Source organism: Aquirufa sp. HETE-40SA, assembly GCF_054558635.1.
The window spans coordinates 925,949-949,519 of record NZ_JBPXKN010000001.1 but is presented as its reverse complement, the minus strand read 5'-3'; the positions used below and the strand labels follow the sequence as shown (position 1 = coordinate 949,519).

Sequence of the window (23,571 nt, the reverse complement as noted above, 5' to 3'; positions counted from 1 at the left end):
CTCTTGTAATATCAATTTAAACCACCATTTGGTGGTTTTTTTGTGTAATAGATGTAACTTGCAGCGTCAATAGAATCTAATCCATATTATGTCGTATCAACGCAAGACAAAAATTGTAGCCACAGTAGGTCCCACATCAGAATCAAGAGAATCATTAATTCAATTAGCTCATGCAGGTGTTAACGTTTTTCGTTTAAATTTTTCTCATGGGACACATGAAGATCATTTAGAACGTTTAAAAACGATTCGTTCCATTTCAGAGGAGATGGGTTTGAATCTCACAATCCTTCAAGATTTACAAGGTCCTAAAATTCGTACGCAATTAGTGGAGAATAATGGGGTTCCTTTAGTTGCAGGGCAACAATTGATTTTTGCGATGGATGAAAATCTATTAGGTACATCAGAAAAAGTAGGTACCACCTATACTTCAATGTATTTAGATGTGAATCCAGGTGAGCGCATCTTAATGGATGATGGAAATTTAGAAGTTAAAGTACTTTCAGTAGATAAAGTAAAGAAAGAGGTAATCACTGAGGTGATTTATGGAGGTATTTTGAAATCAAAAAAGGGAATTAATTTACCAGGTACAAAGGTTTCTTTACCTTGTTTGACTCCTAAGGATGAGGCTGATTTGTATTTTGGTCTAGATCATGGAGTGGATTGGGTAGCGCTTTCTTTCGTTCGTAAGGCGAGTGATATTTGGGATATTAAAGAGAAAATTAAGGCATACGGTAAGAATACGCGTGTAATCGCGAAAATCGAAAAGCCAGAAGCGATTGATAATTTAGATGAGATTATTGCTGCGACGGATGCCATAATGGTAGCTCGTGGTGATTTAGGTGTGGAGATGGATGGAGCGGTTGTTCCTTATTTACAAAAGGTAATGGTGGAGAAGTGTACTGCTGCTGGTAAGCCAGTAATCGTAGCGACACAGATGCTAGAATCCATGATTACAAATCCAGTGCCTACGCGTGCTGAAACGTCTGACGTAGCGAATGCCGTATTGCAAGGAGCTTCTGCCACGATGTTAAGTGGTGAGTCGGCTTCAGGAGCTTATCCAGTGAAAGCAGTAGAAACGATGGCGCACATTCACGAAGTCGTGGAGCAACAACAAAATGAAATTGAAATTGTACAAGGAAATGAGGCAGCGATTTACTTCAAGAATCACTCGTTAAGTGCTTCTACCTCTGAAAATGTGGGATTACAAGATCGTTTAATCGCAGGTGCATGTCGTTTAGCACGTGACTCGAAAGCAAAAGCGATTTTATGTATTACGAATTCAGGTTATACGGCGTTCCGTTTGTCGGCTCACCGTCCTAAAGCAGATTTGTTTGTCTTTACTTCGAATAAAGAATTAATGTCTACGATGGGCCTATTGTGGGGGGCGCGTGTGTTCTTCTACGATCCAGGTACTGGTAACGCAGAGAAAACAGTGGCAGCGATGGTGGACAAATTAAAGCAAGATAACTTGTTGTCTAAGGGAGATATCTTCGTGACGACATTATCGGTTCCTGCGAATCAAGACAAGAAAACAAATACAGTTCAATTAGGTGTAGTAGAGTAAATCCTAGTTTTAGGACGCTCGTTTAGATTATGAAAAACAAAAGTTCTTTGCTTTCATCTAGTTTAAAAGGGCTATACACTTTCTGGGCAGGGTTCGTATTTGTTCTGATCTTTTTGTTATTATATCCGTTGATCTTTGTCTTCTTACAAAGACGATCTTGGAAAAGAGTTGCTCATCGGCTTGTCGGGCTGTGGGGGCAACTCTTTTTTCTTTTTGCGGGAATCCGCATAAAAGTGACGCATCACTTTAAGCCAGATCCGAAGCAAACCTATGTTTTCTGTGCGAATCACTTCTCCTACGTTGATATTGCGGTGGTGGTGGTGATTATTCGCCAGTATTTCTCCTTTGTGGGGAAAAATGCGATGAAGAAGATTCCACTTTTTGGCTATTTATATGCTAGTTTGAATATTTTAGTCGATCGTGCAGATAAGAATAGTCGAGCAAGTTCATTAAATCGCTCTATTCGCGCTTTGCAATCAGGAAGAAGTATTGTTATTTTCCCAGAGGGTGGGATTGTTTCAAAAAATGTCCCTTACCTCGCAAGTCCACTAAAGGACGGTGCTATTATTATGGCGATTCAACAACAAGTTCCTATTGTTCCCATGAGTTTTCATAATAACCACCAAATCATGGATGATGACACCTTACTGATGCGTCCAGGTGTTTTACATGTGGAGATTCATCCACCTATAGAGACCCTAGGTTTAACGATGGAAGATTTGTCTGTTTTACGGGAAAAAGTGTTTGAATCCATACAAAATCCTATCTTAGCGTATTACGGTTTAAAATAAGCGAATATGCGTCTTTTGCTCCTTGGTTTTTTGATGACCTTGTTTTCTTGTGGAACTGCCTCTGAGGAAGAAAGCACGTCTTTACCAAGACCTAAAGGATATCCTTTAATTGCTATCCCAACTCATCAATACCGGACGCTTGAGCCGGGCCATCCCTTTTCTTTTGAGGTTTCTCAGTGGGCAGAGGTAAAAAGAGATACGACCTATTTTGCTGAGCCGCACTGGATGTATATTTACTATCCTCGTTGGGATGCCTTTATTCAATTAACGTATAAACCTGTTCTTCAGGATTCTAAGAGGCTGCAGAAGATGATTCGGGATTCTTATATTTTGGCATCCAAACATCAAATGAAAGCTACCAGAATAGACGAAGGGTTTATAACCACCACCAGTGGACGGAAGGCAGCCGTAATCGAATTAGAAGGTGAAGTAGCCACTTCCTTCCAGTTTATTGTCACAGATAGTACTAAACATTATTTACGCGGTGCTGTCTATTTTAATACGGCGACGAAAAATGATTCATTAGCTCCGGTTATTCAGTATCTAAAAAAAGATGCTATCCACCTGATTCAGACTTTGAGATGGAAATAGGGGAGGAGAAAACGGTTTTCGTGGATGCCTTGCTTCCACTTCCCATCCCTCGGTATTTTACGTACCGGGTACCTCGGGAATGGGCGGAATTTGTTCAGCCTGGATTGCGGGTGGTGGTGCCTTTCGGAACGAAGAAAGTCCTAACCGGTGTGATTGTCACGGTTCATCACAGTCCACCTAAAGAATACCAAGCGAAATATTTATTAGAGATTTTGGACGATGTTCCCTTAGTGACATCTTCACAGATTGCCCTTTTTCAATGGGTGGCAGATTATTATATGTGCTATCCAGGGGAAGTATTTCAAGTTGCATTGCCAGCCGGCTTGAAGATTTCCAGTCAATCGAAGGTACAAGCGAATCCAGAATTTTCGAGCCCTGAGACATTGACAGATAGAGAGTTAACCATCTATGTGGAGATCCGTGATAAAGGCGCATTGACCTATGATGAGTTAGCCAAATTCGCCGAAGTCAAAAGCCCCTATCACCTCATAAAGGCCTTAGTAGGCAAAGATGCGGTGATTATTTTTGATGAATTAAAGGATCGCTATACGCCTAAAGTGCAGCGTAAAGTACGTTTGGCTGCTAGTCTTGAAGATAAATTAGCGCTCTCGGATCTAATCCAGTCGCTGGAGGAGAAACCGAAGCAGATGGCGATATTATTGCATTATTTGCAATACATCCCGGTTTTAAGAAGCCCTGAAACGAATCAAAAAGGCCTGGCGAAAAACAGTTTTAGTCAGGCTGGCTTGTCTGAAAGTTCATTGCAGACCTTGGTGAAGAATCAGGTATTTGAGCTATTTGATGTCATAGTGTCGCGTTTCGATGAGGCGGATGAAAACTTTGTCCCATCCACCTTTACTTTGAATGCGCCACAGGAAAAGGCCTATCAGTCTATTTTGAATCAATTTCAAGAGAAGGATGTCGTGTTGTTGCACGGAATCACGGGTTCGGGAAAGACAGAAATTTACATTAAGCTAATCCAGGAAGCCTTAGCAAATGGGGATCAGGTCTTGTATTTATTGCCAGAGATTGCGTTGACCACTCAGATTGTGGTCCGTTTGAAGCGGATTTTTGGGGAGCAAGTAGGGATTTACCATTCCAAATTCTCGGATAACGAGCGGGTAGAAGTATGGAAATCTATCGTGGAAGGCAAATATCCTTTTGTGGTGGGCGTACGTTCCTCGGTGTTTCTGCCGTTCAAGAATTTAGGGTTGATCATTATTGATGAGGAACACGAGACCTCGTTCAAGCAAGCGGATCCGGCGCCCCGTTACCATGCGCGGGATGTAGCAATTGTCCTGGCTCATCAGCAACAGGCGAAGGTTTTATTGGGTTCTGCGACGCCGTCAATGGAGACGTATTATCAGGCCAAACAAGATAAATATGGTCTCGTAGTCTTAAAAGAACGTTTTGGGGCGGCACAATTGCCGGCGATGCATTTGATCGACACGAAATATGCGAACCGGATGAAGCAGATGAAAGGCGGATTCTCTGTGGAATTAATAGAGGTGTTAGCAGAGAATTTGAAGCAAGGAAAGCAAAGTTTATTGTTCCAAAACCGTCGCGGCTATTCCCCTTATCTCCAATGCCAAGACTGCGATTGGATTGCGACCTGTCACCAGTGTGATGTTTCGCTAACTTACCACGCCCGCGAGCAAGAATTACGCTGCCATTATTGTGGTCACCACGAATCCTTAATTCACCGGTGTGGTGCCTGCGGTTCCGCGCAAATGAAAACCATGGGTTATGGTACGGAGAAACTCGAAGAAGAATTGCAATTGCACCTTCCAGAGGCACGTGTAGCTCGTATGGATCTAGATACGACACGTTCTAAAACGGCGTTTAATACCTTGATAACGGAAATCCAAAAGGGGCAGGTGGATGTTCTTGTAGGCACTCAAATGGTAGCGAAAGGGCTTGATTTTGAGGGTTTATCGTTAGTTGCAATCTTTGATGCAGATAAAATTATCAACTTTCCTGACTTCAGAGCACACGAAAGAGGATTCCAATTAATCACCCAGGTAGCTGGTCGTGCTGGTCGCCGTGAGGTGCAGGGCCAGGTGTACATTCAAACGAATCAACCTACGCATCGCCTGTTTACCTACATTCAGGAAGGGAATTATGAGCAATTGTACGCGGATGAGATGATCGAGCGCGAAGGCTATCATTATCCTCCCTTCACTCGTTTGATTAAGCTAGTCATGCGGCATTACGAGGCACGTAATGTGGAAACGGCGGCGAAGGATTTAGGGCAATTATTGAAGGCCAAATTTGGGAATGGTCGCGTAATAGGCCCTGAGAAACCCTTAATCGAACGGATTCGGAATCAATATGCGATGGAAATTCTGATTAAACTCGAGAAAGGAGTGGCTTTAGCGCCCTTTAAAAAGCTGCTTCGCGAAGAATTAGATACCCTCACGACAAAGCCAGCTTTCAAAGGCGTTCAAATCATTGTAGACGTAGACTGCAATTAACGCACGTGTACGACTTCTTCGTACGGAACTCTAAAACGTGGTCCCCATACTCCTTCTTCCGTTCCCTTACCCACAGAGATGATCATATTAATTTCTGCTCCTGAAGGTAGATTTAAGTGTTTCTTTACACGCTGAGCATCAAATCCTTCCATAGGACAAGATTCGAATCCTTCAGCGGCGATTGATAACATAAAGGTTTGCGCCGCTAAAGCACAGGATTTATGTACCATAACGCGTTGATCTGCCTTACCGCCAAAACGCATCATCGGTTTTCTCAAGCCCATCCAGAAACAGATGTTCCAGCGAATGAAAGTAGAAATGCCAAAGATATCATTGCGGTATAAAAGTGGAATAAGCTTACCGTAGTATTCTAGGCCCCTTTTTTGCATTTTAGTCAGTTCGCCTTCGATGGTATCGGTTACACGACTTAAGTTCCAAGCCGCTCTTTGTTTCCATAGGTCTTGACGGGTCACGAATACCACCATATGAGCGGTATCTTTTGCCGCAGATTGTCCTAAACAAAGCTGGTGGAATGCTTTCTTTTCTTCTTCGCTTTTGATCCAATAAAACTCCCAAAGCTGCATATTGCTGCTGTTAGGGGATAAAATGGAACGTTGTAAGCTTCGTTCGATGACTGCATCATCCACTTTAACGGTGGGGTCATAGCGTCTATTGGAACGTCTTTTCTGAATTATCTCTTCGAATTGTGTTGAAAGCATTTCTCTTTTTTATGCCAAATATAGCAGAAAATCCCTGCTTTTGCCTCTGATTTGCTTACCTTTGTGGTTCGAAAATATTAACCCACATTTATATGCTTAATCTTGTTTTATTTGGGCCTCCAGGGGCAGGCAAAGGCACTCAGTCCGCAAAATTAATTGCGAAATACGGTTTAATCCATTTGTCTACAGGTGATTTGTTACGAGCTGAAATTACTGCAGGTACGACTTTAGGCTTGGAAGCGAAGAAATTGATGGATCAAGGGATCTTGGTTCCTGATGCTGTTGTGATTGGAATGATCGAGAATAAATTGAACGAGAATAAGGAAGCAGCGGGATTTATTTTTGATGGTTTTCCTAGAACGGAGGCGCAAGCTCAAGCTTTGGACAACTTATTATCGGGTCATCAATTAGCGATCAATCACATGATTGCGTTAGAGGTGAGCGAAGAAGAATTAACGCAGCGTTTGTTGGAGCGTGGTAAGACTTCTGGTCGTCCAGATGATCAAAACGAGGAATTAATTCGCAAACGCGTGCAGGAATACGGCGAAAAAACAGCTCCAGTAGCTGGTTATTACGCTGCTCAAAATAAATTCTCAGGAATTAATGGTATTGGCGAAATTGAGGAGATTTTCTCTCAAATTATTGCCATTATCGAAGGATAATTAATCAAATAGAATGACAACTAACTTCATTGACTACGTTAAAATCAATCTGCGTTCCGGCCGAGGAGGTAGCGGTTCATCCCACTTTCGGAGGGAAAAACACGTTCCTAAAGGTGGTCCAGATGGTGGTGATGGCGGTCGTGGAGGTCACATATACCTAGTAGGAAGTACGCAACTTTGGACCTTGATTCACTTGAAATACCAGAAGCATATTATTGCTGATAGTGGAAATGGTGGCGAAGGTGGTCGTCGTTCCGGTGCTGAGGGCGAAGATGTATTCATCCAAGTGCCTTTAGGAACCATCGTGAAAAACGCGGAAACGAATGAGTTTATCGCGGAAGTAACGGAAGAAGGCCAAAAGATATTAGTCCTTCCCGGTGGTCGTGGAGGTCTAGGAAATCACAACTTTAAATCTTCTACGAACCAATCTCCGCGCCACGCGCAACCGGGTGAAGCTGGTCTAGATGTGTGGGTGGTGATGGAATTGAAAGTGTTAGCGGATGTAGGTTTAGTGGGCTTTCCGAATGCGGGAAAATCCACACTTTTATCGGTTCTTTCTGCTGCCACTCCAGAAATTGCAGACTATCCTTTCACCACATTAGTGCCTCAATTAGGAGTTGTCGAATACCGGGATGAAAAGTCCTTTGTGGTAGCCGATATTCCCGGAATTATCGAGGGAGCTTCTGAAGGTAAAGGTTTGGGATTGAGATTCTTACGTCATATTGAGCGTAACTCGATTTTGTGTTTCTTGATTCCATCGGATGCAGAAAACTGGGGTGAAGAATACCGAATTTTAACGGGCGAATTAGAGAAATATAATCCAGAATTATTAGGAAAACGTCGCGTGATCGTGGTCTCTAAGATGGACCTTTCGATTCCTGAAATGGAGGAGGAAATGCGCGAAAGTTTGCCTAAAGATATCCCTGTTTTATTGATTTCATCGGTGACTCAAGAAGGAATTCAAGAATTGAAGGACTTACTTTGGACGACCTTGTTAGATGAAAATAAAGATTTTGGAAAGATAAAGGAGGCTCCTGTTCTTTTAGATCTGCCAGTGGTAAATCCAATGGCGGATGAAATGATGGAAGATCCTGAAGCTTTAGACTAAATCAGCTACTTGCTGCGCCATTAAGGCGATACCTTCTTGAAAAGTTCTAGGTGCATAACCTAGGACTTTTTTTGCTTTATCGAGCACAAAGCCTGTGCGAGCTGGTCTTTTTGCCGTCTGCTGGAAGGTAGATGAATCTGCTTTTTGCAATAAAGATTTATCTAATCCATAATAATCAGCCGTCATGACTGCCATTTCATAGGGAGTCAAGAAATCAGAGCCGGAGATATTGAAAATACCTTCCACTTCATCTTTGGAAAGTAACCAGCAGCCCATTGCTAAATCCTCTGCTAGGGTAGGCGTACGGAATTGATCGGTTACGACTTGGATTGTTTTACCGTCTTCAAGTGATTTTTTTACCCAAAGTACAATATTCGAACGGCTCATATCCTGCACAATGCCATAGACTAAAACCGTACGTGCAATGCTCCATCGAATGGTAGAGTCAAATAATAATTGTTCTGCTTTCAACTTACTTTCGCCATAATAGGAGATGGGGTTTGCGATGCCCTCTTCCGTATAGGGTCCATCTGCACCGTCAAAAATAAAGTCAGTTGATAGATGGCATAAATAGCTGTTGTGCTTTTCACAAGCCTGAATGATAAAGGCCACAGCATCCACGTTTAATAAATCACAGCCTTCCTGATCTGTCTCGCAGGTGTCGACATTCGTCATCGCAGCCGTGTGAATCACTACCTCAGGTTTGAATTGGTCAAATACTGCGTTGACTTCGTCTTGAACAGTAATATCTAAAGACTCATAGCTATAACCGTCTCTCACAGGTAAACGATTAGCTCCTCTAGCAGTGGCGATTAAATCCACATTCACTTGTGTGCGTAAAAGTTCGACTAGTTTTTGGCCTAATAATCCATTAGAACCTGTGATTAATATGCGTTTTTTCATGAGCCTAATTGCTGTCTGATTTTTCGTAATAATTGGTGTGCGCCCAGATGAATGAGCTCCATCGCGACTTCTTTACCTAGGATAGCTGGATCCGAGCCTGCAGCTGAATGATAGATGTTTTCTACCCCGTCCAAGCTAAGAACGCCGGCATGCAAAGCTAATTTACCGTCTTTTACGACCGCGTGGCCATAGACTGGTACGCTACAACCGCCTTCTAAGTGCGTTAATAAATGCCTTTCAGTTAACAAGGCAGCCTCTGTAGTAGGATGGTTGCAAGCTTTGCGTACTAAAGCTTTAATGCTGGGGTCTAATGAAACGGCAGATTGAATCGCTACCGACCCCTGGCCTACTGCTGGCACAAATTGATTCAAACTCAGGTGTTGTGTGATATACGATTCCATTTCCATTCGATGGACACCGGCAAAAGCCAATAGCATCGCATCGCAATCCCCGTTTTTTAATTTCTCCAAACGTGTCTGCAGATTACCCCGCATCTCCACTGCGGTGTGTTGTGTGTAGAAATGGCTCAAAAAAGCACGTCTTCGCGTCGAAGATGTACCTATGCGCAAAGGTTCGCTAGACGCTAAGGTCTTCGCTGGATCTAAGCTTAAAACGACATCCTGAGCAGCTTCACGCTCCGTGAAGGCGATTAATTCTAGTTCTGTAGGTAAATGCGACGGCAAATCCTTCGCGGAATGCTGTGCGATATCGATTTCACCCGCACAAAGCATCGCCTCTAATTCTTCTGTAAATACTCCCTTTGATCCGATTTTAGATAGCGAGCGATCCAAAATCTGATCCCCCTTCGTCGTAATCGACACGATCTCATAACCTAAACCCTGCGTAGCAAGCAAAGCACCCACGTGGTGCGCCTGCCAAAGCGCCAAGGCCGAATTCCGTGTACCGATGCGTATCGTTTTCATATTAGGAGTTTTTCGCGTGGAAAACGCGTAATAAATGCAGAGATAAGTCTAGGTGTACCATTTTGGCTCTGGCATTGCGTTCTAAATGGTAGTGCACTTCGGATATTTTTTCGGTCATCGCCGCAATCTTATCCGTACTCAAGGTCTTGGAGAAATTATCAACAAAGGCCTTTTCTTTTTCTAATGACTTGATCAGGTTGCTCGCATCCGAAATTTGGTACAAACATTGCCTGAAAATATGGAGGCTGTAACTTAAAATACCCTTCTGGTTTTCCTTGGCTAAACCGTCGAATTGGTCCGCTAATTGTACTAATTTGGATAGATTACGGGCATAAATGGCGCGCATCCACTCGGCAAACCAGGTCGTTGTGCTGAGGTTATCTGAGTTCGATTTCTCCAAAGCCTCGGAGATATTTCCCTCGCAATTTACGGCAATTTGATGCGCTTTTTCGGCGTCAATTTCCGCTTTTTGAACTAAGTAATCGGCTAAGTCCTCTACATCTACAGCACCCACACTGACACGCTGAGTTCTAGAGATAATCGTCGTCAATAATTTATCTGGTTCCGCGCAAACCAAGATGAATAAGGTCGAACTAGGCGGTTCCTCTAGGGTCTTTAATAAGGCATTTCCGGCAGACGCATTTAACGTCTCTGGGTTCCAAAGCATCACCACCTTAAACGGCGCCTCAAACGGCTTTAAGCTAATTTTTTGTACTAATTTCCGAGTCTCCTCCACCGGAATATTTCCCTGGCGATTCCCCTCTGCACCCATGTAACCCAGCCATTCGGGCAAGGTTCTAAAGTAGGATTCTTGAATAAATTTTCGCCAATCGGGTAAATAGGCATCCGACTCCGCCTCCTTGATTTTCTTCGTGATGACGGTTGGGTATACATACACTAAATCAGGGTGAACGCCACGTTGCAATTTCTGGCAACTGGGACAAACGCCACAGGAATCGGTATCTGTTCTATTCGTGCAAAATAAATACGTAACAAAAGCATGCGCCATCGCCAGCTGTGCTCCTCCGGTAGGACCCACGAATAATTGTGCGTGCGCGATGTGTTGATTTTGCACCGCAAGCGACAAAGTTTTCTTGGTTTTATTCAGACCTGGAATGTCTTGAAATCGCATGAATAGGGCTTTTTTTAAAGAAAGAACTAATTTCGGAAAGATGTGTCCGCTTTCCAAATTTCTTCCATGCTTTGGCGTAGATTTTCGGGGATTTCCTGATTTTTCAATTGTATCCAAGCACAAGCAGCAGCGAAGGCTTTTTCGAAATCAAATGGCTTCAGCGATGGATATTCCCCAAAACTAAAGGACGGAATGTAACGCGGCGGAAAACCGATGCTTGAAAGGTTGCAATGACTTCCAATGACGGTTCCCGTATTCAGATTCGTTCCTACGCCGGTGGTGACAAAGTCACCGATGATTTGGCCTAGAGACTTTAAGCCGGTATTTCGGGGTCCCTTTAACGCATAATCGTACAGGGAAACAGTTTGGATATCATTACGTAGGTTAGAACCGTTCGTCAGAGCCCCTAAATTTGAAAAGGATCCCACAATCGAGTTGCCTACATAACCCTCATGTGCCTTATTGCTGAATGGGAAGAAGATGCAGTGGTTGATTTCGCCGCCTACCTTGCAGCCTGGGCCAATCGTGGTGTTCGGGCGAATCTTCGCCCCAATATTCGTCGTTGCGCCTGTTAGAAGTGCCGCAGGACCCTGAATCAGCGTACCTATTTGTATGTTAACGTCTTCGCCTATGTAAATGGGTCCTTTGCTGGCATCTAAGATACTTCCCTGCACCTGTGCGGAGGGATGAATGTAGATGTCTTGCGAACAGATAAATGTGTTGTTTCCGGGAGCTGGATTGTTTCCCTTGATTTCAGCCCTTAAAAATTCGGCTTGGTAGGTCAGTAAATCTTCTGGATGCTGGAGGAAAGGGAGGTGTTGTTCAATGCGATGGATGCCTTGTCCTCTTTGGGCCAAAACCAGACCTTCATATACATACGAACTATCTGCCGGGAGCTGGTCTAAAAGTTGAAAAGTAGAAGGCAACGGTAGGATAGCGCTGAGTACCTGAATGTCCGCCTGATCAGCGTTTGAAATACGTGTAGGCCACTTGCTTTCCAGGGTACTCGTACATAACCATAATTCAGCGACTTTTCGGTGCTGAGTGAGCGGTTGTAGAGCGGCCTTTAGAGCCTGGTCCTCGAATAAATGAACAGAAAGCTGCATAGGACAAATCTAGGATAAAAAAAGCCTTCTCCCAAAAGATGGAAGAAGGCTTTTCGTATAGGCGGTAGGAAAATTACTTCGCGTAACGCTTGTTGAATTTGTCCACACGTCCTGTTGTATCTAACAATACGTTCTTACCTGTATAGAATGGGTGAGATTGAGATGAAACCTCTAATTTGTATACTGGGTAAGTAGCTCCTTCGAATTCTGTTGTCTCTGTAGTAGCAACACATGAACGAGTTAAAAACTTGTAATCAGCTGATAGATCGTGAAATACAACTTCTTTGTATTCTGGGTGGATATCTTTTTTCATGATAATGGATAATAGACGATTCCCTGCCGTCCCGTTTAAATTAAGTTTTCCAAAGGGGATATTTGGACCCTACAATAAGGGATGCAAAATTACAGAATGTATTTTATTTTCCAACTATTTTCTTTAACAAAATTTTGGGGAATTTCATCCGTTTTTTTGGTGTTAAATTTTTCCAAAAAATATTTTATAGCATTTTTCTAAGGAGCAATACGGCTAATGAATTGAGGGAAGGGGGTTTGCATGTGGCATTTCAAATACGACCTTTTTTTTCTTTTTTTCAGGTCAAAAATAGTTTGCACGGAGCGTGCTTTTTTTCTAATTTTACCAAGAGCACAATCAGCCAAAGATGCTTCAATTTTTGGTTTAGGAAAGCATAAAAACAAAACCGCCACACACTCAATTTGTTAACGCAAAAAGAGTCCAAAAGCTAAGAAAAAAATTCTCTTAACGCAGGGAATCTATTGACTGCTTTTTTGTTGTTGTTAGGTTTAAACATTTATATAGAATACGAGTTTTAAATAATAATTGATAGATACACATGTACGTAGTAAAAAGAGACGGTCGTCGCGAATCAGTAAAGTTTGACAAAATCACCGCCAGAATTGAAAAGCTGAGTTACAGCTTAGATCCATTTTTTGTTCAGCCGCTAGAGGTTGCCAGAAAAGTGATCACTGGTTTGTTTGATGGCGTTAAGACAACTGAACTTGATAATTTAGCGGCTGAAACAGCTGCCTCTTTGACGACAAAACACCCAGATTATGCGGTTCTAGCGGCTCGTATCGCTGTTTCTAACTTGCACAAGAACACGTTGAAGTCCTTCTCGGCTACAATGAAGCGTTTGTTTACATACATCGATCCCAAGACAAACCAAAATGCGGCTCTTCTTTCGAAAGAAGTATATGACATCATTAAAAACAATGCGGTAGAACTAGATGAGGCAATCATCTATGACCGTGACTTTGGTTATGACTACTTCGGATTTAAGACCCTAGAGAAGTCCTATCTATTAAAGCTAGATGGTCAAATCGCAGAACGTCCTCAACACATGTTAATGCGTGTGGCGGTAGGTATCCACAAAGAAGATATTGCAGCTGCTATTGAGACCTATAATTTACTGTCTGAGCGTTGGTTCACTCACGCGACTCCGACCCTATTTAACGCAGGTACTCCGAAGCCTCAACTGTCGTCTTGTTTCTTGCTTACTATGCAGGATGATTCGATCGAAGGAATCTACGATACATTAAAGCAAACGGCTAAGATATCACAGTCTGCTGGAGGTATTGGATTAAGCATCCACAACATCCGTGCTACAGGCTCTTATATCAAGGGTACAAATGGTACTTCGAATGGTATTATCCCAATGTTACGCGTATTCAACGATACAGCTCGTTACGTGGATCAAGGGGGTGGAAAGCGTAAAGGAAGCTTTGCGATCTACTTAGAGCCATGGCACGCAGATGTGTTCGAATTCTTAGAATTGAAGAAGAACCACGGTAAAGAAGAAATGCGTGCGCGTGATTTGTTCTACGCCCTTTGGATTCCAGATTTATTCATGAAGCGTGTAGAGAATAACGAAGAGTGGTCTCTATTCTGCCCTCACGAGTGTCCAGGTTTAGCGGATACACACGGAGCTGAATTCGAAGCTTTGTATGAGAAATACGAATTAGCTGGTAAAGCTCGTACAGTTGTAAAAGCACAAGAATTATGGTTTAAGGTATTAGAATCTCAAACAGAGACAGGGACGCCATACATGTTGTTCAAAGACCACGCGAACAATAAATCAAACCAAAAGAACCTAGGTACAATCAAGTCTTCGAACTTATGTACAGAGATCATAGAGTATACAGCGAAAGACGAGGTAGCGGTTTGTAACCTAGCTTCTTTAGCCTTGCCTAAATATGTGAACGCAGATGAAAACGGTGTTTTACGTTTCGATCACAAGAAATTATACGATGTGACGAAGATTGCGACACGCAATTTGAATAAGATCATCGATGTAAACTATTACCCAGTTAAAGAGGCAGAAAACTCGAACCTACGTCACCGTCCTATCGGTTTAGGGGTTCAAGGATTAGCTGACGTGTTCATCTTGTTACGCATGCCGTTTGAATCAGCAGAAGCGCAACAACTGAACAAAGATATCTTTGAAACCATCTATTTCGCAGCGATGGAAACATCGATGGAATTAGCAAAAGTAGAAGGTCCTTATTCTACTTGGGAAGGTTCTCCTATCTCGAAAGGTGTATTCCAATTCGATATGTGGAACGTGACTCCATCTTCAGGAAACTGGGATTGGGAAGATTTACGTACGAAAGTAGTAGAGAACGGCGTGCGTAACTCTTTATTAGTTGCTCCTATGCCTACGGCTTCTACTAGCCAGATCCTTGGTAACAACGAATGTTTCGAACCATATACTTCTAATATCTACGCTCGTCGTGTATTATCGGGTGAATTTGCGATCGTTAACAAGCACTTGTTGAAAGACTTGATCAAGTTAAACTTGTGGAATGATTCCATGAAGAACAAATTGATCATCGCGAATGGATCCGTTCAAAACATTCCGGAAATTCCTCAAAACTTGAAGGATTTGTACAAAACGGTTTGGGAGATCAAGCAAAAGACTATCCTAGAAATGGCTGCAGATCGTGGAGCGTACATTTGCCAGTCTCAAAGCTTAAATATCCACATCCAAGATGTGAACTTCGGTAAATTAACTTCGATGCACTTCCACGCTTGGAAGCTAGGCTTGAAAACAGGTATGTATTACTTACGTACGAAAGCAGCAACGGATGCCATCAAGTTTACTGTGGAAAAACAAGCAGAGCCAGCTATCGAGCAAACGAATTTAGTGAACGAAACTGAATTAGTGTACTCAGAGGCAGCAGCGAAAGCTGCGGCAGCTAGCTTTGATAACAGTGCAGAACAAAATAAAGCAGATATGACTTGCTCTTTGGATAACCCAGAGGCATGTGAGGCTTGCGGATCTTGATACACACCTGCTATTAAATAATGAAAAGTCACTCAGCCCTTACTGTTGAGTGACTTTTTGCTTTTAAAAAAAGACACAGATGAAAAACATATTCATAAAATTGTTCTGGCTTGATGCCATCGTAGAATTATTGTCCCCTATCTTATTTTCGAATTTCCCGGAGATTAGATATGTGACAAAACCCTTGCTTTTGATTCTCCTGATGGGACATATCGCCATGGAAAATCCGAGGCCGGCGCTTTTCTTTACGGCCATTTTTGCTTTGCTAGGGGATGTGTTTTTAATGCTCCCAGGCGATAGCCCACTGTATTTTCAGCTAGGCTTAGGATCCTTTTTGATTATGCAGTTGAGCTATATTCGCCTATTCGCTAAACAAGCTTCTGAGGAGGCTTGGGTGCCTTTCTATGCGCGAAAGCCTTTAGCTGGTATACTTATTTATGTGTTCTCGTTTTTAGCTTTTTTAAACCCACATTTAGCGGGTGGGATGAAGATTCCGGTGACCTTGTATGCGTTTGCGCTGGGATCGATGCTGTATTTTGCCATTCGTTTACGAAATCAAATGATCGTCTGGGGCGCATTTTTATTTGTGGTATCTGATAGTGTTTTGGCTTTTGGAAAGTTTTATTTTTCTTTTCCGGGGATATCTACGGTGGTAATGAGTACTTATATTGTGGCTCAATTGCTACTAATCAGCGCTTTGTGTAAATTGCAGCTTAAGAAATAAAACATGTCGACTCAAATCACTGAATCTCTTTTATCCACATTAGGCAGCACCTTGCAAGGGTCGCTTCACACGGATACCGTGATGAAGACCTTGTATGCCACAGATGCATCAGCCTATCGGGAGATGCCTTTAGGGGTAGTGATTCCAGAGACGCAGGGGGATTTAGAGAAAATCATTCGATTTGCGGATAAGCATTCTATCCCATTAATTCCACGTACAGCTGGGACCTCATTAGCAGGTCAAGTAGTGGGTGAAGGTCTAGTGGTGGATGTATCCAAGTTTTTCTGCCGAATTTTAGAGGTGAATGAGGCAGAGTCCTATGTTTGGGTAGAACCAGGAGTAGTGCGTGATGTACTCAATGTGGAGTTGAAGAAACACGGTTTGTTTTTTGGTCCTGAGACATCTACTGCAAATCGCGCGATGATCGGAGGTATGGTAGGAAATAACTCCTGCGGTTCTAATTCCGTGGTGTATGGTTCCACGAGGGATCACGTGTTAGAGGTGGAAGGATTTCTTTCGGATGGTACGCCAGTTCATTTTAAGGCGGAAGATCCTTTTGAGACGATTAAAACACTGGAAAAAGGATCGCGCTTGCACGGTATTTATGAAAAGACCTTAGCCGCCTTGTCCGATCCGAAGCATCAGAAAAATATTATTGAAGAGTTTCCAAAGCCGAGTATACATCGCCGAAATACGGGATATGCCGTGGATATGTTATTAAATACGAAAGCTTTTGAAAAAACAGAGGCGCCTTTTAATTTCTGTTCATTGATCAGTGGGTCAGAAGGAACCTTGTGCTTTGCCACACGCATTAAGTTACATGTAGATGTGTTGCCGCCAGCTCATTTGGGTTTGGTTTGTGGACACTTTAATACGATTGATGAGGCTTTAAGAGCTAATTTAATCGCCTTGCAATTCAATCCATCTGCTTCTGAGTTGATGGATCATTATATATTAGAGTGTACGAAGGCTAATCCTGAACAACGTCAGAATCGATTCTTTGTCGAAGGGGATCCTGGAGCGATTTTGGTTGTAGAATTGCGTTCAGATTCGGCAGAAGATTTAGCTTCTCAGGCTAAAGCTTGTGAAGCAGCGATGCGCAAAGCGGGTTTAGGCTACCATTTTCCGTTCGTGACGGGAGGTGATGTGAAAAAGGTTTGGGACTTGCGTAAGGCTGGTTTGGGGCTTTTGTCTAACCTTCCTGGTGACGAGAAAGCGGTTGCTGTGATTGAAGATACGGCGGTGGATGTAAACGACTTGCCTGCCTTTATCGCCGAATTCAATGAGATTTTACAGGCCAATAATCTGTATTGCGTGCATTATGCGCACGCAGGATCAGGTGAATTGCATTTGCGTCCCATCATTAATTTGAAGACGAAGGAAGGGCACCAGCAATTCCGCCACATTGCGGAGGAGATCGCTCGATTAGTGAAGAAGTTTAAGGGTTCTCTTTCTGGAGAACATGGAGATGGTCGTTTGAGGGGGGAATTCATCCCTTGGATGGTGGGCGAGGAGAATTACCAGTTAATGCGGGAGCTGAAGTCTTGGTGGGATCCGAAAGGTGTCTTTAATCCAAACAAAATCGTGGATACGCCTCCGATGGATACCTTTTTGCGTTATGAAGCCGGACAAAAAACGCCTGAATTTAATACGGCCTTTCGCTACAAGGATCAAGATGTGTTGCAACATGCAGAGCAATGTAATGGCTCTGGCGATTGCCGCAAGACGCCTATTTCAGGTGGGACGATGTGTCCCTCTTTTATGGCGACTAGAAATGAAAAGGAAACAACTCGAGCTCGCGCGAATATTTTAAGAGAGTTTTTAACACGCTCAGAACAGCCTAATCGCTTCGCTCACGAGGAGATTAAAGAGGTAATGGATCTTTGTTTGGCTTGTAAAGGCTGTAAGGCAGAGTGTCCTTCGAACGTCGACGTTGCGAAATTAAAAATGGAGTTCTTGTACCAGTACCAAAAAGAAAAGGGTCTTCCTTTGCGTTCTTGGTTGGTAGGGAATTTTGCAAAAATATCAACTTTAGCCTCTTATGTGCCTTTCTTATATAACATGGTTATGGGCACTCCGGCCATTCGCCGCATCTCGAATGCATTAGTGGGTTTCCACCCGGATCGCACGATGCCTTTGATGGCAAAACAGACTTTGTGGTCCTGGTTAAAGGCACGTACTAGTCCAGTGCAACCGAAATCAGTTTACCTGTTCGTTGATGAGTTTACGAATTTCAATGACGCTGAAATAGGTCGCACGGCCGTTTTATTGCTAGAGCGTTTAGGTTATGAGGTAAGGACGATTCCACATCCGATTTCTGGAAGAGCCTATTTGTCCAAAGGAATGTTGGACGAAGCACGCGTATTAGCCATGCAAAATGTGCGCTTGTGGTCATCGTTAATCTCAGAAAATACGCCTTTAGTGGGTATTGAGCCGTCTGCTATTTTAACCTTCCGCGATGAATATCCTGATTTAGTCTCGGATGAATGGGTAGAAAAGGCGCAGGAATTAGCGAAAAACACCTTATTGCTAGAAGAATTTATCGCGAGAGAGGCTGATGCGAAGCGTATTACTTCGAAGGCATTTAGCTCGGAGAAGAAATTGATGAAATTACATGGCCACTGCCAGCAGAAAGCGATCTCTTCGCTGGTGGCAGCGAAGAAGGCGCTGTCCTTGCCAGAAAACTTTGAGGTACAATTAATTCCATCTGGATGTTGTGGAATGGCTGGATCATTTGGTTACGAGAAAGAGCATTATGATTTGTCCATGCAGATAGGGGAACTGGTATTGTTCCCTACCGTGCGGTCACAGCCGGTTGTGGTTGATATCGTCGCGTCGGGAACCAGCTGCCGTCATCAAATTCATGACGGCACGAAGCGGCATGCGAAGCATGCCGCGGAGATCTTGTTTGCCGCTCTAAAAGATTAGAATTTCCAACGTACGAAAGCTTCCATGGCTTCGTATTCTGCGAGGCCTAACGCATTGTAGATGGAAGCCGTTGCTCGGTTTCTTTCTTCCGCACGTTGCCAAAACTCCCTAGAATCATCTCCTTGGAAGACGACACCATCTTTTTGGGACTGGTGTTTGAAAATACCCATTCTCTTTTTAAATACTTGATCTGGTGACATAGGTACCGCCATTTCGATTTGGTCAATATCCCATTCTGCCCAGGCACCTTTATACAACCAAACCCAGCAGTTCTTCATGTATTCCCGGTGTTTCAGTCGTGTTACAGCTTCTAAAATAGCATCTAAACAAACCTTATGTGTGCCATGTGGATCGGCTAAATCGCCAGCGGCATAAATCTGTTGAGGTTGTATTTCCTCGATGAGGTCCATGACGATTTTAATATCCTTTTCCCCGATGGGTTTCTTGCGAATGGTTCCGGTTTCATAGAATGGCATTTCTAAGAAGTGTGCGTTTTCTTTTTTGATCCCCACGAAGCGACAGGTATTCTTTGCCTCTCCTTTTCGGATTAAGCCTTTGATTTCTCTCACTGCCGGAATATCAATTTCTGAATCTGGTTTATTCTTGAGGAATTTAATTGCCTCCTTGTAGATCCGGTTCGCTTTGGCGTTTGGGCTTTCGAATTTTTCGTTAAAGTCGACTACGAATTCGGCGAAACGAAGCGCCTCATCGTCCGCTACCGCGATGTTTCCGGTCGTTTGGTAAGCCACATGGACATCATGTCCTTGGTCATGCAGGCGTTGGAAAGTTCCACCCATGGAGATAATGTCGTCATCGGGGTGTGGACTAAAGATTAATACTTTTTTCTTTGCAGGGAAGGCACGTTCAGGTCGATGGGTATCGTCTGCGTTCGGTTTTCCACCTGGCCAGCCGGTGATGGTATGCTGTAAATAGTTGAAAACTTCGATGTTGATCTCATAGGCTTGTCCATACAAAGATAGAAGTTCGGATAAACCTTGCTCGTTATAATCTTTCGAAGTTAGTTTTAATACAGGCTTTTGTAAGGTCAAGGAAAGGTGGGTTACGGCCTTCTTGATCATATTGCGATCCCAAGTCACCGAGTCCACTACCCACGGAGTTTTAATCCGTGTTAACATCGAAGCTGCCGTTTCATCTAAAATGAACGATGCATTCGGATGTAATTGTAGGTAGGAAGCTGGGATATCAGAGGTTACCGGTCCTTCCACAGCTTTGGCAACACTTTCCGCTTTGTGTTCTCCCCAAGCCAGTAGAACGATCTTCTTCGACTTCATAATGCTGTCGATACCTAGCGTGATAGCTTTTTTGGGCACTTTTTGTAAGCCTCCAAAATCTGGTGAAGCATCGATCTTCGTTGCGATGTCCAATGTCATTAAACGTGTTTTCGAATTGATGGTGGAACCAGGTTCGTTAAAACCAATGTGTCCATTTCGTCCTATACCCAATAAGTAATAATCGAACCCACCTAGTCGTTCGATCTTGGCTTCGTAGTCCCGGCAAAACTCAGGAATTTTTTCTAAAGCCAAAGTTCCATCAGGTAAGTGGTAATTTGTTACCGGTATATCAATGTGATCAAAGAGTTGTTCCTTCATAAATCGAACATAACTTTGAATTGAATCAGGCTCCATTGGATGGTATTCATCCAAATTAAAGGTGATCACATCTTTGAAGCTCAAGCCTTCTTCTCGGTGAATTCTGATTAATTCTTGGTATACTTTTTTAGGCGATGAGCCGGTGGCGAGGCCTAAAATACTTGGTTTACCAGCTAGGTTATTTTTGCGAATAAGATCCGCAATTTCTTTCGCAACTGATTTAGAGGCTAAGTCAGAATCTGAAAAAATATGTGTAGGAATGCGTTCAAAGCTAATTTCTTGTTCCATGATCTTATTTTTTGGTGTTTTTAGAAGCTACGATTAATAAATCGAGAGCCAGTATTTCGAAAATACGCAAAATGGTTTTTAAGGCAGGATTGCCTTTGCCTAATTCAATGCTGTGTATGGTTTTTATCGCTACACCACTTTGTTGGCTGAGTTCTTCTTGTTTTAAGCCGATAGCATTTCGTTTTTCACGAATGATCTGTCCGAATACTTTTAGATCCATAAGTTGATAGGTTTTGGACAAATGTAAATAAAATTTAATTAATTTTCTTATATCGGAATTATATTACTGATTTTTATTTATAATGTACATTTTCCATTTATCATAATTTAACTTCAAGGCAAAAACAATTCCCGTATATTTGGGTTTTTAAACTGATGCGCAAACTCCTACTATTTATTTTTTTGCTCTTGTCTGGGTTATTACAAGCCCAAAAATCAACCATTAGTGGCTATGTAAAAGAGGCTGCAAGTGGAGAAGGACTTATTGGTGCGAGTGTTTATGTAAAAGAGCTTAAAACAGGTAACGTAACGAATACGTACGGATTTTATAGTTTAACACTTCCCTTAGGCAAGTATACTTTACTATTCTCCTCTTCTGGTTTTAAGAAGCGCGAGCAAGAGATTGTCGTAGCTGCTAAGTCTCAAGAATTGTCCGTTGAATTGGTAGCTGATTCGCAAGAATTAGCAGAAGTTATTGTCAAAGCACGCGCAAATGATGAGAACGTTAGAGGCATCGAGATGTCTGTAAATAAGGTTGATATTAAAACGATACGAAAAATTCCTGCCCTTTTAGGTGAAGTAGATTTAGTTCGTGCCATTCAATTATTACCAGGGGTTTCTACGGTGGGAGAGGGAGCTTCCGGCTTTAATGTTCGTGGTGGCGGTGTAGATCAAAATTTAGTCTTATTAGACGACGCTCCGGTATATAATTCATCCCATTTATTTGGTTTTTTCTCTGTTTTTAATCCAGATGCAGTAAAGGATGTTAAGTTGTTTAAAGGGGGTATTCCTGCCATGTATGGTGGTCGTGCTTCTTCTATTTTAGACGTAAAAATGAAGGAGGGCAATGCGAAGAAACTGGAAGTGAATGGTGGAATTGGTGTTATTTTCTCCCGTCTGTCCATAGAAGCACCTATTGTGAAAGATAAAGCCTCTTTTATCGTGGCTGCACGACGTTCGTATATTGATATTTTGGCAAAACCTTTTTTGACAGGAAATAATGCCAATGCGGCTTTTAACTTCTATGACTTGACGGCCAAAGTTAACTATACTATCAACTCTAAGAATACGGTTTTCATGTCGGGTTATTTTGGACGCGACGTTTTTGGGACCGGGTTTGGTTTTGATTGGGGAAATACGACCCTGACTACTCGTTGGAATCATGTTTTCTCGAATAAGTTATTTTTAAATGCGACAGCCTTCTACAGTAATTACGATTACATGTTAGATTCTGATATTGAAAATAAGCGCCCCAATGATTCTTTTAAATGGACATCTAACATAGAGAACCTGAGTATCAAACCAGATTTCACTTATTATGTAAGACCTGATAATACGATCAGTTTTGGAGGCCAATTGCTATCGTATGATTTTACGCCTGGAAAAGCCAATGCGACTTCGAATGGAGAGAAAAGGCAATTTGGCCAAGCTAATAAACGGGGGATCGAAGCATCTACCTACATTGGGCATGATTGGAAACTCAACTCAAGGTTGACAGTTCAATATGGAGTTCGCTATTCGCATTATGACTATAAAAGCTTGAACGGTGAATATTATGATCGTATTCCAGTTCCCATTAGCACAGAAAATCCATCGGGTTATGTATTGAAAATTAATCAAACAGATCCTGAATCTGTAGTAGCTTCTTATGGGAATTGGGAACCACGGTTTGCGTTGAATTTAACGGGGAATGAGACCACCTCTTTGAAACTAAGTTATAATCGATTGGCTCAATACATTCATTTAATGTCAAATACAGCTGCATCTACGCCATTGGATGTTTGGACATCATCCACTAATAATATAAAACCTCAGATAGTGGATCAGGTGGCTTTAGGATTCTTTAAGAATTTTGGGTCTGAAGGAAATAATTATGAATCTTCCATCGAAGTGTATTACAAAGACATGCAAAATCAGATTGATTATGCTGACCGAGCTAATTTATTTCTAAATCCCTTTTTTGAAAAAGACTTATTATTTGGCGATGGGAGAGCTTATGGAATCGAGTTTTTCTTAAAAAAGAATGTGGGAAAATTAACGGGATGGGCAAGTTATACCTTAGCAAGAACAGAACGCAAAATAGAGGGCCTAAATAATAATCAATGGTATGCAAATCGGTATGATCGAACCCATACATTAAATTTAGTAGGTCAATATTCACTTTCTGATAAATGGTCATTTGGCGCAAATTTCGCCTATATTTCTGGAGTTCCTTATACGGTTCCAGCCCAAAAATATGTTTTTGATGGCATCGCCTACCCTCAAACCATACCAGGTACACGTGGAAATATTCGTGTCCCTGATTATCATCGATTAGATATTTCTGCTACTAAGAAAAATAAGAAAGCCTTATTTGGAAAAGGTACTTCCGAGTGGGTTTTCTCCGTATACAATTTGTATAACAGGAAAAATCCTTTTTCCATTTACACTAGACCAAACGAAGATAATTCGATACAAACAGAAGCTGTTCAATTATCTATCATAGGTTCATTTGTTCCTGCCGTCACCTATAATTTTTCCTTCTAAG

General features: G+C 42.4%; 18 protein-coding genes. 10 read left to right on the top strand and 8 right to left on the bottom strand.

Going from position 1 to position 23,571, the window contains the following annotated elements; translation table 11 throughout:
* Positions 1–88: 88 nt before the first annotated feature.
* Genes pyk through priA form a run of 4 tightly spaced genes read left to right on the top strand, consistent with a single transcriptional unit; the run spans position 89 to position 5,420 of the window.
* The gene (pyk, locus tag ACRZ9O_RS04300) at positions 89–1,564 is read left to right on the top strand and encodes a pyruvate kinase (RefSeq protein ID WP_459456694.1); all 1,476 of its coding nucleotides are present in this window, start codon (positions 89–91) and stop codon (positions 1,562–1,564) included.
* A 29-nt stretch (positions 1,565–1,593) separates the two neighbouring features.
* Positions 1,594–2,355 (top strand): lysophospholipid acyltransferase family protein, encoded by a 762-nt coding sequence (locus tag ACRZ9O_RS04295; protein WP_459456692.1) that lies wholly within the window; start codon positions 1,594–1,596, stop codon positions 2,353–2,355.
* 6 nt (positions 2,356–2,361) lie between these two features.
* Complete coding sequence (gene gldD, locus ACRZ9O_RS04290) at positions 2,362–2,946, top strand: gliding motility lipoprotein GldD (RefSeq protein ID WP_459456691.1); 585 nt, start codon at positions 2,362–2,364, stop codon at positions 2,944–2,946.
* Positions 2,937–5,420, top strand: coding sequence for a replication restart helicase PriA (gene priA, locus ACRZ9O_RS04285; protein WP_459456689.1), 2,484 nt, complete (start codon positions 2,937–2,939; stop codon positions 5,418–5,420). Before gldD ends, priA begins: the two co-directional genes overlap by 10 nt.
* Here priA and ACRZ9O_RS04280 read toward each other — a convergent pair.
* Entirely contained in the window at positions 5,417–6,139 is a 723-nt protein-coding gene (locus ACRZ9O_RS04280) for a nitroreductase family protein (RefSeq protein WP_459456688.1), read from the bottom strand. The genes priA and ACRZ9O_RS04280 overlap by 4 nt on opposite strands.
* Before the next feature lie 92 nt (positions 6,140–6,231).
* Here ACRZ9O_RS04280 and ACRZ9O_RS04275 point away from each other — a divergent pair, with 92 nt between their 5' ends.
* Both ACRZ9O_RS04275 and obgE read left to right on the top strand, forming a co-directional pair.
* The gene (locus ACRZ9O_RS04275) at positions 6,232–6,801 is read left to right on the top strand and encodes an adenylate kinase (protein ID WP_459456686.1); all 570 of its coding nucleotides are present in this window, start codon (positions 6,232–6,234) and stop codon (positions 6,799–6,801) included.
* A 13-nt stretch (positions 6,802–6,814) separates the two neighbouring features.
* The gene (obgE, locus tag ACRZ9O_RS04270) at positions 6,815–7,909 is read left to right on the top strand and encodes a GTPase ObgE (RefSeq protein WP_459456684.1); all 1,095 of its coding nucleotides are present in this window, start codon (positions 6,815–6,817) and stop codon (positions 7,907–7,909) included.
* Here the strand turns inward: obgE and ACRZ9O_RS04265 are convergent.
* The 5 genes from ACRZ9O_RS04265 to ACRZ9O_RS04245 all read right to left on the bottom strand — a co-directional run bounded on the left by ACRZ9O_RS04265 (position 7,901) and on the right by ACRZ9O_RS04245 (position 12,286).
* On the bottom strand, positions 7,901–8,812 hold the full coding sequence (locus ACRZ9O_RS04265; RefSeq protein ID WP_459456682.1) for an SDR family oxidoreductase: 912 nt from the start codon (positions 8,810–8,812) through the stop codon (positions 7,901–7,903). The two genes, obgE and ACRZ9O_RS04265, sit on opposite strands and share 9 nt — an antisense overlap.
* Positions 8,809–9,735 (bottom strand): hydroxymethylbilane synthase, encoded by a 927-nt coding sequence (gene hemC, locus ACRZ9O_RS04260; RefSeq protein WP_459456680.1) that lies wholly within the window; start codon positions 9,733–9,735, stop codon positions 8,809–8,811. Before hemC ends, ACRZ9O_RS04265 begins: the two co-directional genes overlap by 4 nt.
* 1 nt (position 9,736) lies before the next feature.
* Positions 9,737–10,867, bottom strand: a complete 1,131-nt coding sequence (locus ACRZ9O_RS04255) for a DNA polymerase III subunit (protein WP_459456678.1) — start codon at positions 10,865–10,867, stop codon at positions 9,737–9,739.
* 26 nt (positions 10,868–10,893) lie between these two features.
* Positions 10,894–11,973 carry a hypothetical protein gene (locus ACRZ9O_RS04250; RefSeq protein WP_459456676.1) on the bottom strand — a complete coding sequence of 360 codons (1,080 nt, stop codon included), beginning with the start codon at positions 11,971–11,973 and terminating at the stop codon, positions 10,894–10,896.
* Positions 11,974–12,046: 73 nt separating this feature from the next.
* A complete protein-coding gene (locus ACRZ9O_RS04245) occupies positions 12,047–12,286 on the bottom strand; it encodes a type B 50S ribosomal protein L31 (protein ID WP_130896059.1) in 240 nt (79 codons plus the stop codon).
* A 538-nt stretch (positions 12,287–12,824) separates the two neighbouring features.
* Here ACRZ9O_RS04245 and ACRZ9O_RS04240 point away from each other — a divergent pair.
* The 3 genes from ACRZ9O_RS04240 (at position 12,825) to ACRZ9O_RS04230 (ending at position 18,927) form a co-directional block, all read left to right on the top strand.
* Positions 12,825–15,275: a ribonucleoside-diphosphate reductase subunit alpha gene (locus tag ACRZ9O_RS04240; protein ID WP_459456673.1), complete on the top strand. Its 2,451-nt coding sequence runs from the start codon at positions 12,825–12,827 to the stop codon at positions 15,273–15,275.
* A gap of 79 nt (positions 15,276–15,354) precedes the next feature.
* Positions 15,355–15,999 carry a lysoplasmalogenase gene (locus tag ACRZ9O_RS04235; protein WP_459456671.1) on the top strand — a complete coding sequence of 215 codons (645 nt, stop codon included), beginning with the start codon at positions 15,355–15,357 and terminating at the stop codon, positions 15,997–15,999.
* A 3-nt stretch (positions 16,000–16,002) separates the two neighbouring features.
* Positions 16,003–18,927 (top strand): FAD-binding and (Fe-S)-binding domain-containing protein, encoded by a 2,925-nt coding sequence (locus ACRZ9O_RS04230; RefSeq protein ID WP_459456670.1) that lies wholly within the window; start codon positions 16,003–16,005, stop codon positions 18,925–18,927.
* Here ACRZ9O_RS04230 and nagB read toward each other — a convergent pair.
* Both nagB and ACRZ9O_RS04220 read right to left on the bottom strand, forming a co-directional pair.
* The gene (nagB, locus tag ACRZ9O_RS04225; RefSeq protein ID WP_459456668.1) at positions 18,924–20,825 is read right to left on the bottom strand and encodes a glucosamine-6-phosphate deaminase; all 1,902 of its coding nucleotides are present in this window, start codon (positions 20,823–20,825) and stop codon (positions 18,924–18,926) included. The genes ACRZ9O_RS04230 and nagB overlap by 4 nt on opposite strands.
* Positions 20,826–20,829: 4 nt before the next feature.
* Positions 20,830–21,045 carry a helix-turn-helix domain-containing protein gene (locus ACRZ9O_RS04220; RefSeq protein ID WP_459456666.1) on the bottom strand — a complete coding sequence of 72 codons (216 nt, stop codon included), beginning with the start codon at positions 21,043–21,045 and terminating at the stop codon, positions 20,830–20,832.
* Positions 21,046–21,200: 155 nt separating this feature from the next.
* Between ACRZ9O_RS04220 and ACRZ9O_RS04215 the strand changes: the two genes are divergently transcribed.
* Positions 21,201–23,570: a TonB-dependent receptor gene (locus ACRZ9O_RS04215; RefSeq protein WP_459456664.1), complete on the top strand. Its 2,370-nt coding sequence runs from the start codon at positions 21,201–21,203 to the stop codon at positions 23,568–23,570.
* Position 23,571: the final 1 nt, after the last annotated feature.

Excerpts from the sequence above, each read along its gene's own strand:
- pyk (WP_459456694.1), top strand. The coding sequence starts at position 89 with ATGTCGTATCAACGCAAGACAAAAATTGTAGCCACAGTAGGTCCCACA.
- ACRZ9O_RS04295 (WP_459456692.1), top strand. The coding sequence starts at position 1,594 with ATGAAAAACAAAAGTTCTTTGCTTTCATCTAGTTTAAAAGGGCTATAC.
- gldD (WP_459456691.1), top strand. The coding sequence starts at position 2,362 with ATGCGTCTTTTGCTCCTTGGTTTTTTGATGACCTTGTTTTCTTGTGGA.
- priA (WP_459456689.1), top strand. The coding sequence starts at position 2,937 with ATGGAAATAGGGGAGGAGAAAACGGTTTTCGTGGATGCCTTGCTTCCA.
- ACRZ9O_RS04280 (WP_459456688.1), bottom strand. The coding sequence starts at position 6,139 with ATGCTTTCAACACAATTCGAAGAGATAATTCAGAAAAGACGTTCCAAT.
- ACRZ9O_RS04275 (WP_459456686.1), top strand. The coding sequence starts at position 6,232 with ATGCTTAATCTTGTTTTATTTGGGCCTCCAGGGGCAGGCAAAGGCACT.
- obgE (WP_459456684.1), top strand. The coding sequence starts at position 6,815 with ATGACAACTAACTTCATTGACTACGTTAAAATCAATCTGCGTTCCGGC.
- ACRZ9O_RS04265 (WP_459456682.1), bottom strand. The coding sequence starts at position 8,812 with ATGAAAAAACGCATATTAATCACAGGTTCTAATGGATTATTAGGCCAA.
- hemC (WP_459456680.1), bottom strand. The coding sequence starts at position 9,735 with ATGAAAACGATACGCATCGGTACACGGAATTCGGCCTTGGCGCTTTGG.
- ACRZ9O_RS04255 (WP_459456678.1), bottom strand. The coding sequence starts at position 10,867 with ATGCGATTTCAAGACATTCCAGGTCTGAATAAAACCAAGAAAACTTTG.
- ACRZ9O_RS04250 (WP_459456676.1), bottom strand. The coding sequence starts at position 11,973 with ATGCAGCTTTCTGTTCATTTATTCGAGGACCAGGCTCTAAAGGCCGCT.
- ACRZ9O_RS04245 (WP_130896059.1), bottom strand. The coding sequence starts at position 12,286 with ATGAAAAAAGATATCCACCCAGAATACAAAGAAGTTGTATTTCACGAT.
- ACRZ9O_RS04240 (WP_459456673.1), top strand. The coding sequence starts at position 12,825 with ATGTACGTAGTAAAAAGAGACGGTCGTCGCGAATCAGTAAAGTTTGAC.
- ACRZ9O_RS04235 (WP_459456671.1), top strand. The coding sequence starts at position 15,355 with ATGAAAAACATATTCATAAAATTGTTCTGGCTTGATGCCATCGTAGAA.
- ACRZ9O_RS04230 (WP_459456670.1), top strand. The coding sequence starts at position 16,003 with ATGTCGACTCAAATCACTGAATCTCTTTTATCCACATTAGGCAGCACC.
- nagB (WP_459456668.1), bottom strand. The coding sequence starts at position 20,825 with ATGGAACAAGAAATTAGCTTTGAACGCATTCCTACACATATTTTTTCA.
- ACRZ9O_RS04220 (WP_459456666.1), bottom strand. The coding sequence starts at position 21,045 with ATGGATCTAAAAGTATTCGGACAGATCATTCGTGAAAAACGAAATGCT.
- ACRZ9O_RS04215 (WP_459456664.1), top strand. The coding sequence starts at position 21,201 with ATGCGCAAACTCCTACTATTTATTTTTTTGCTCTTGTCTGGGTTATTA.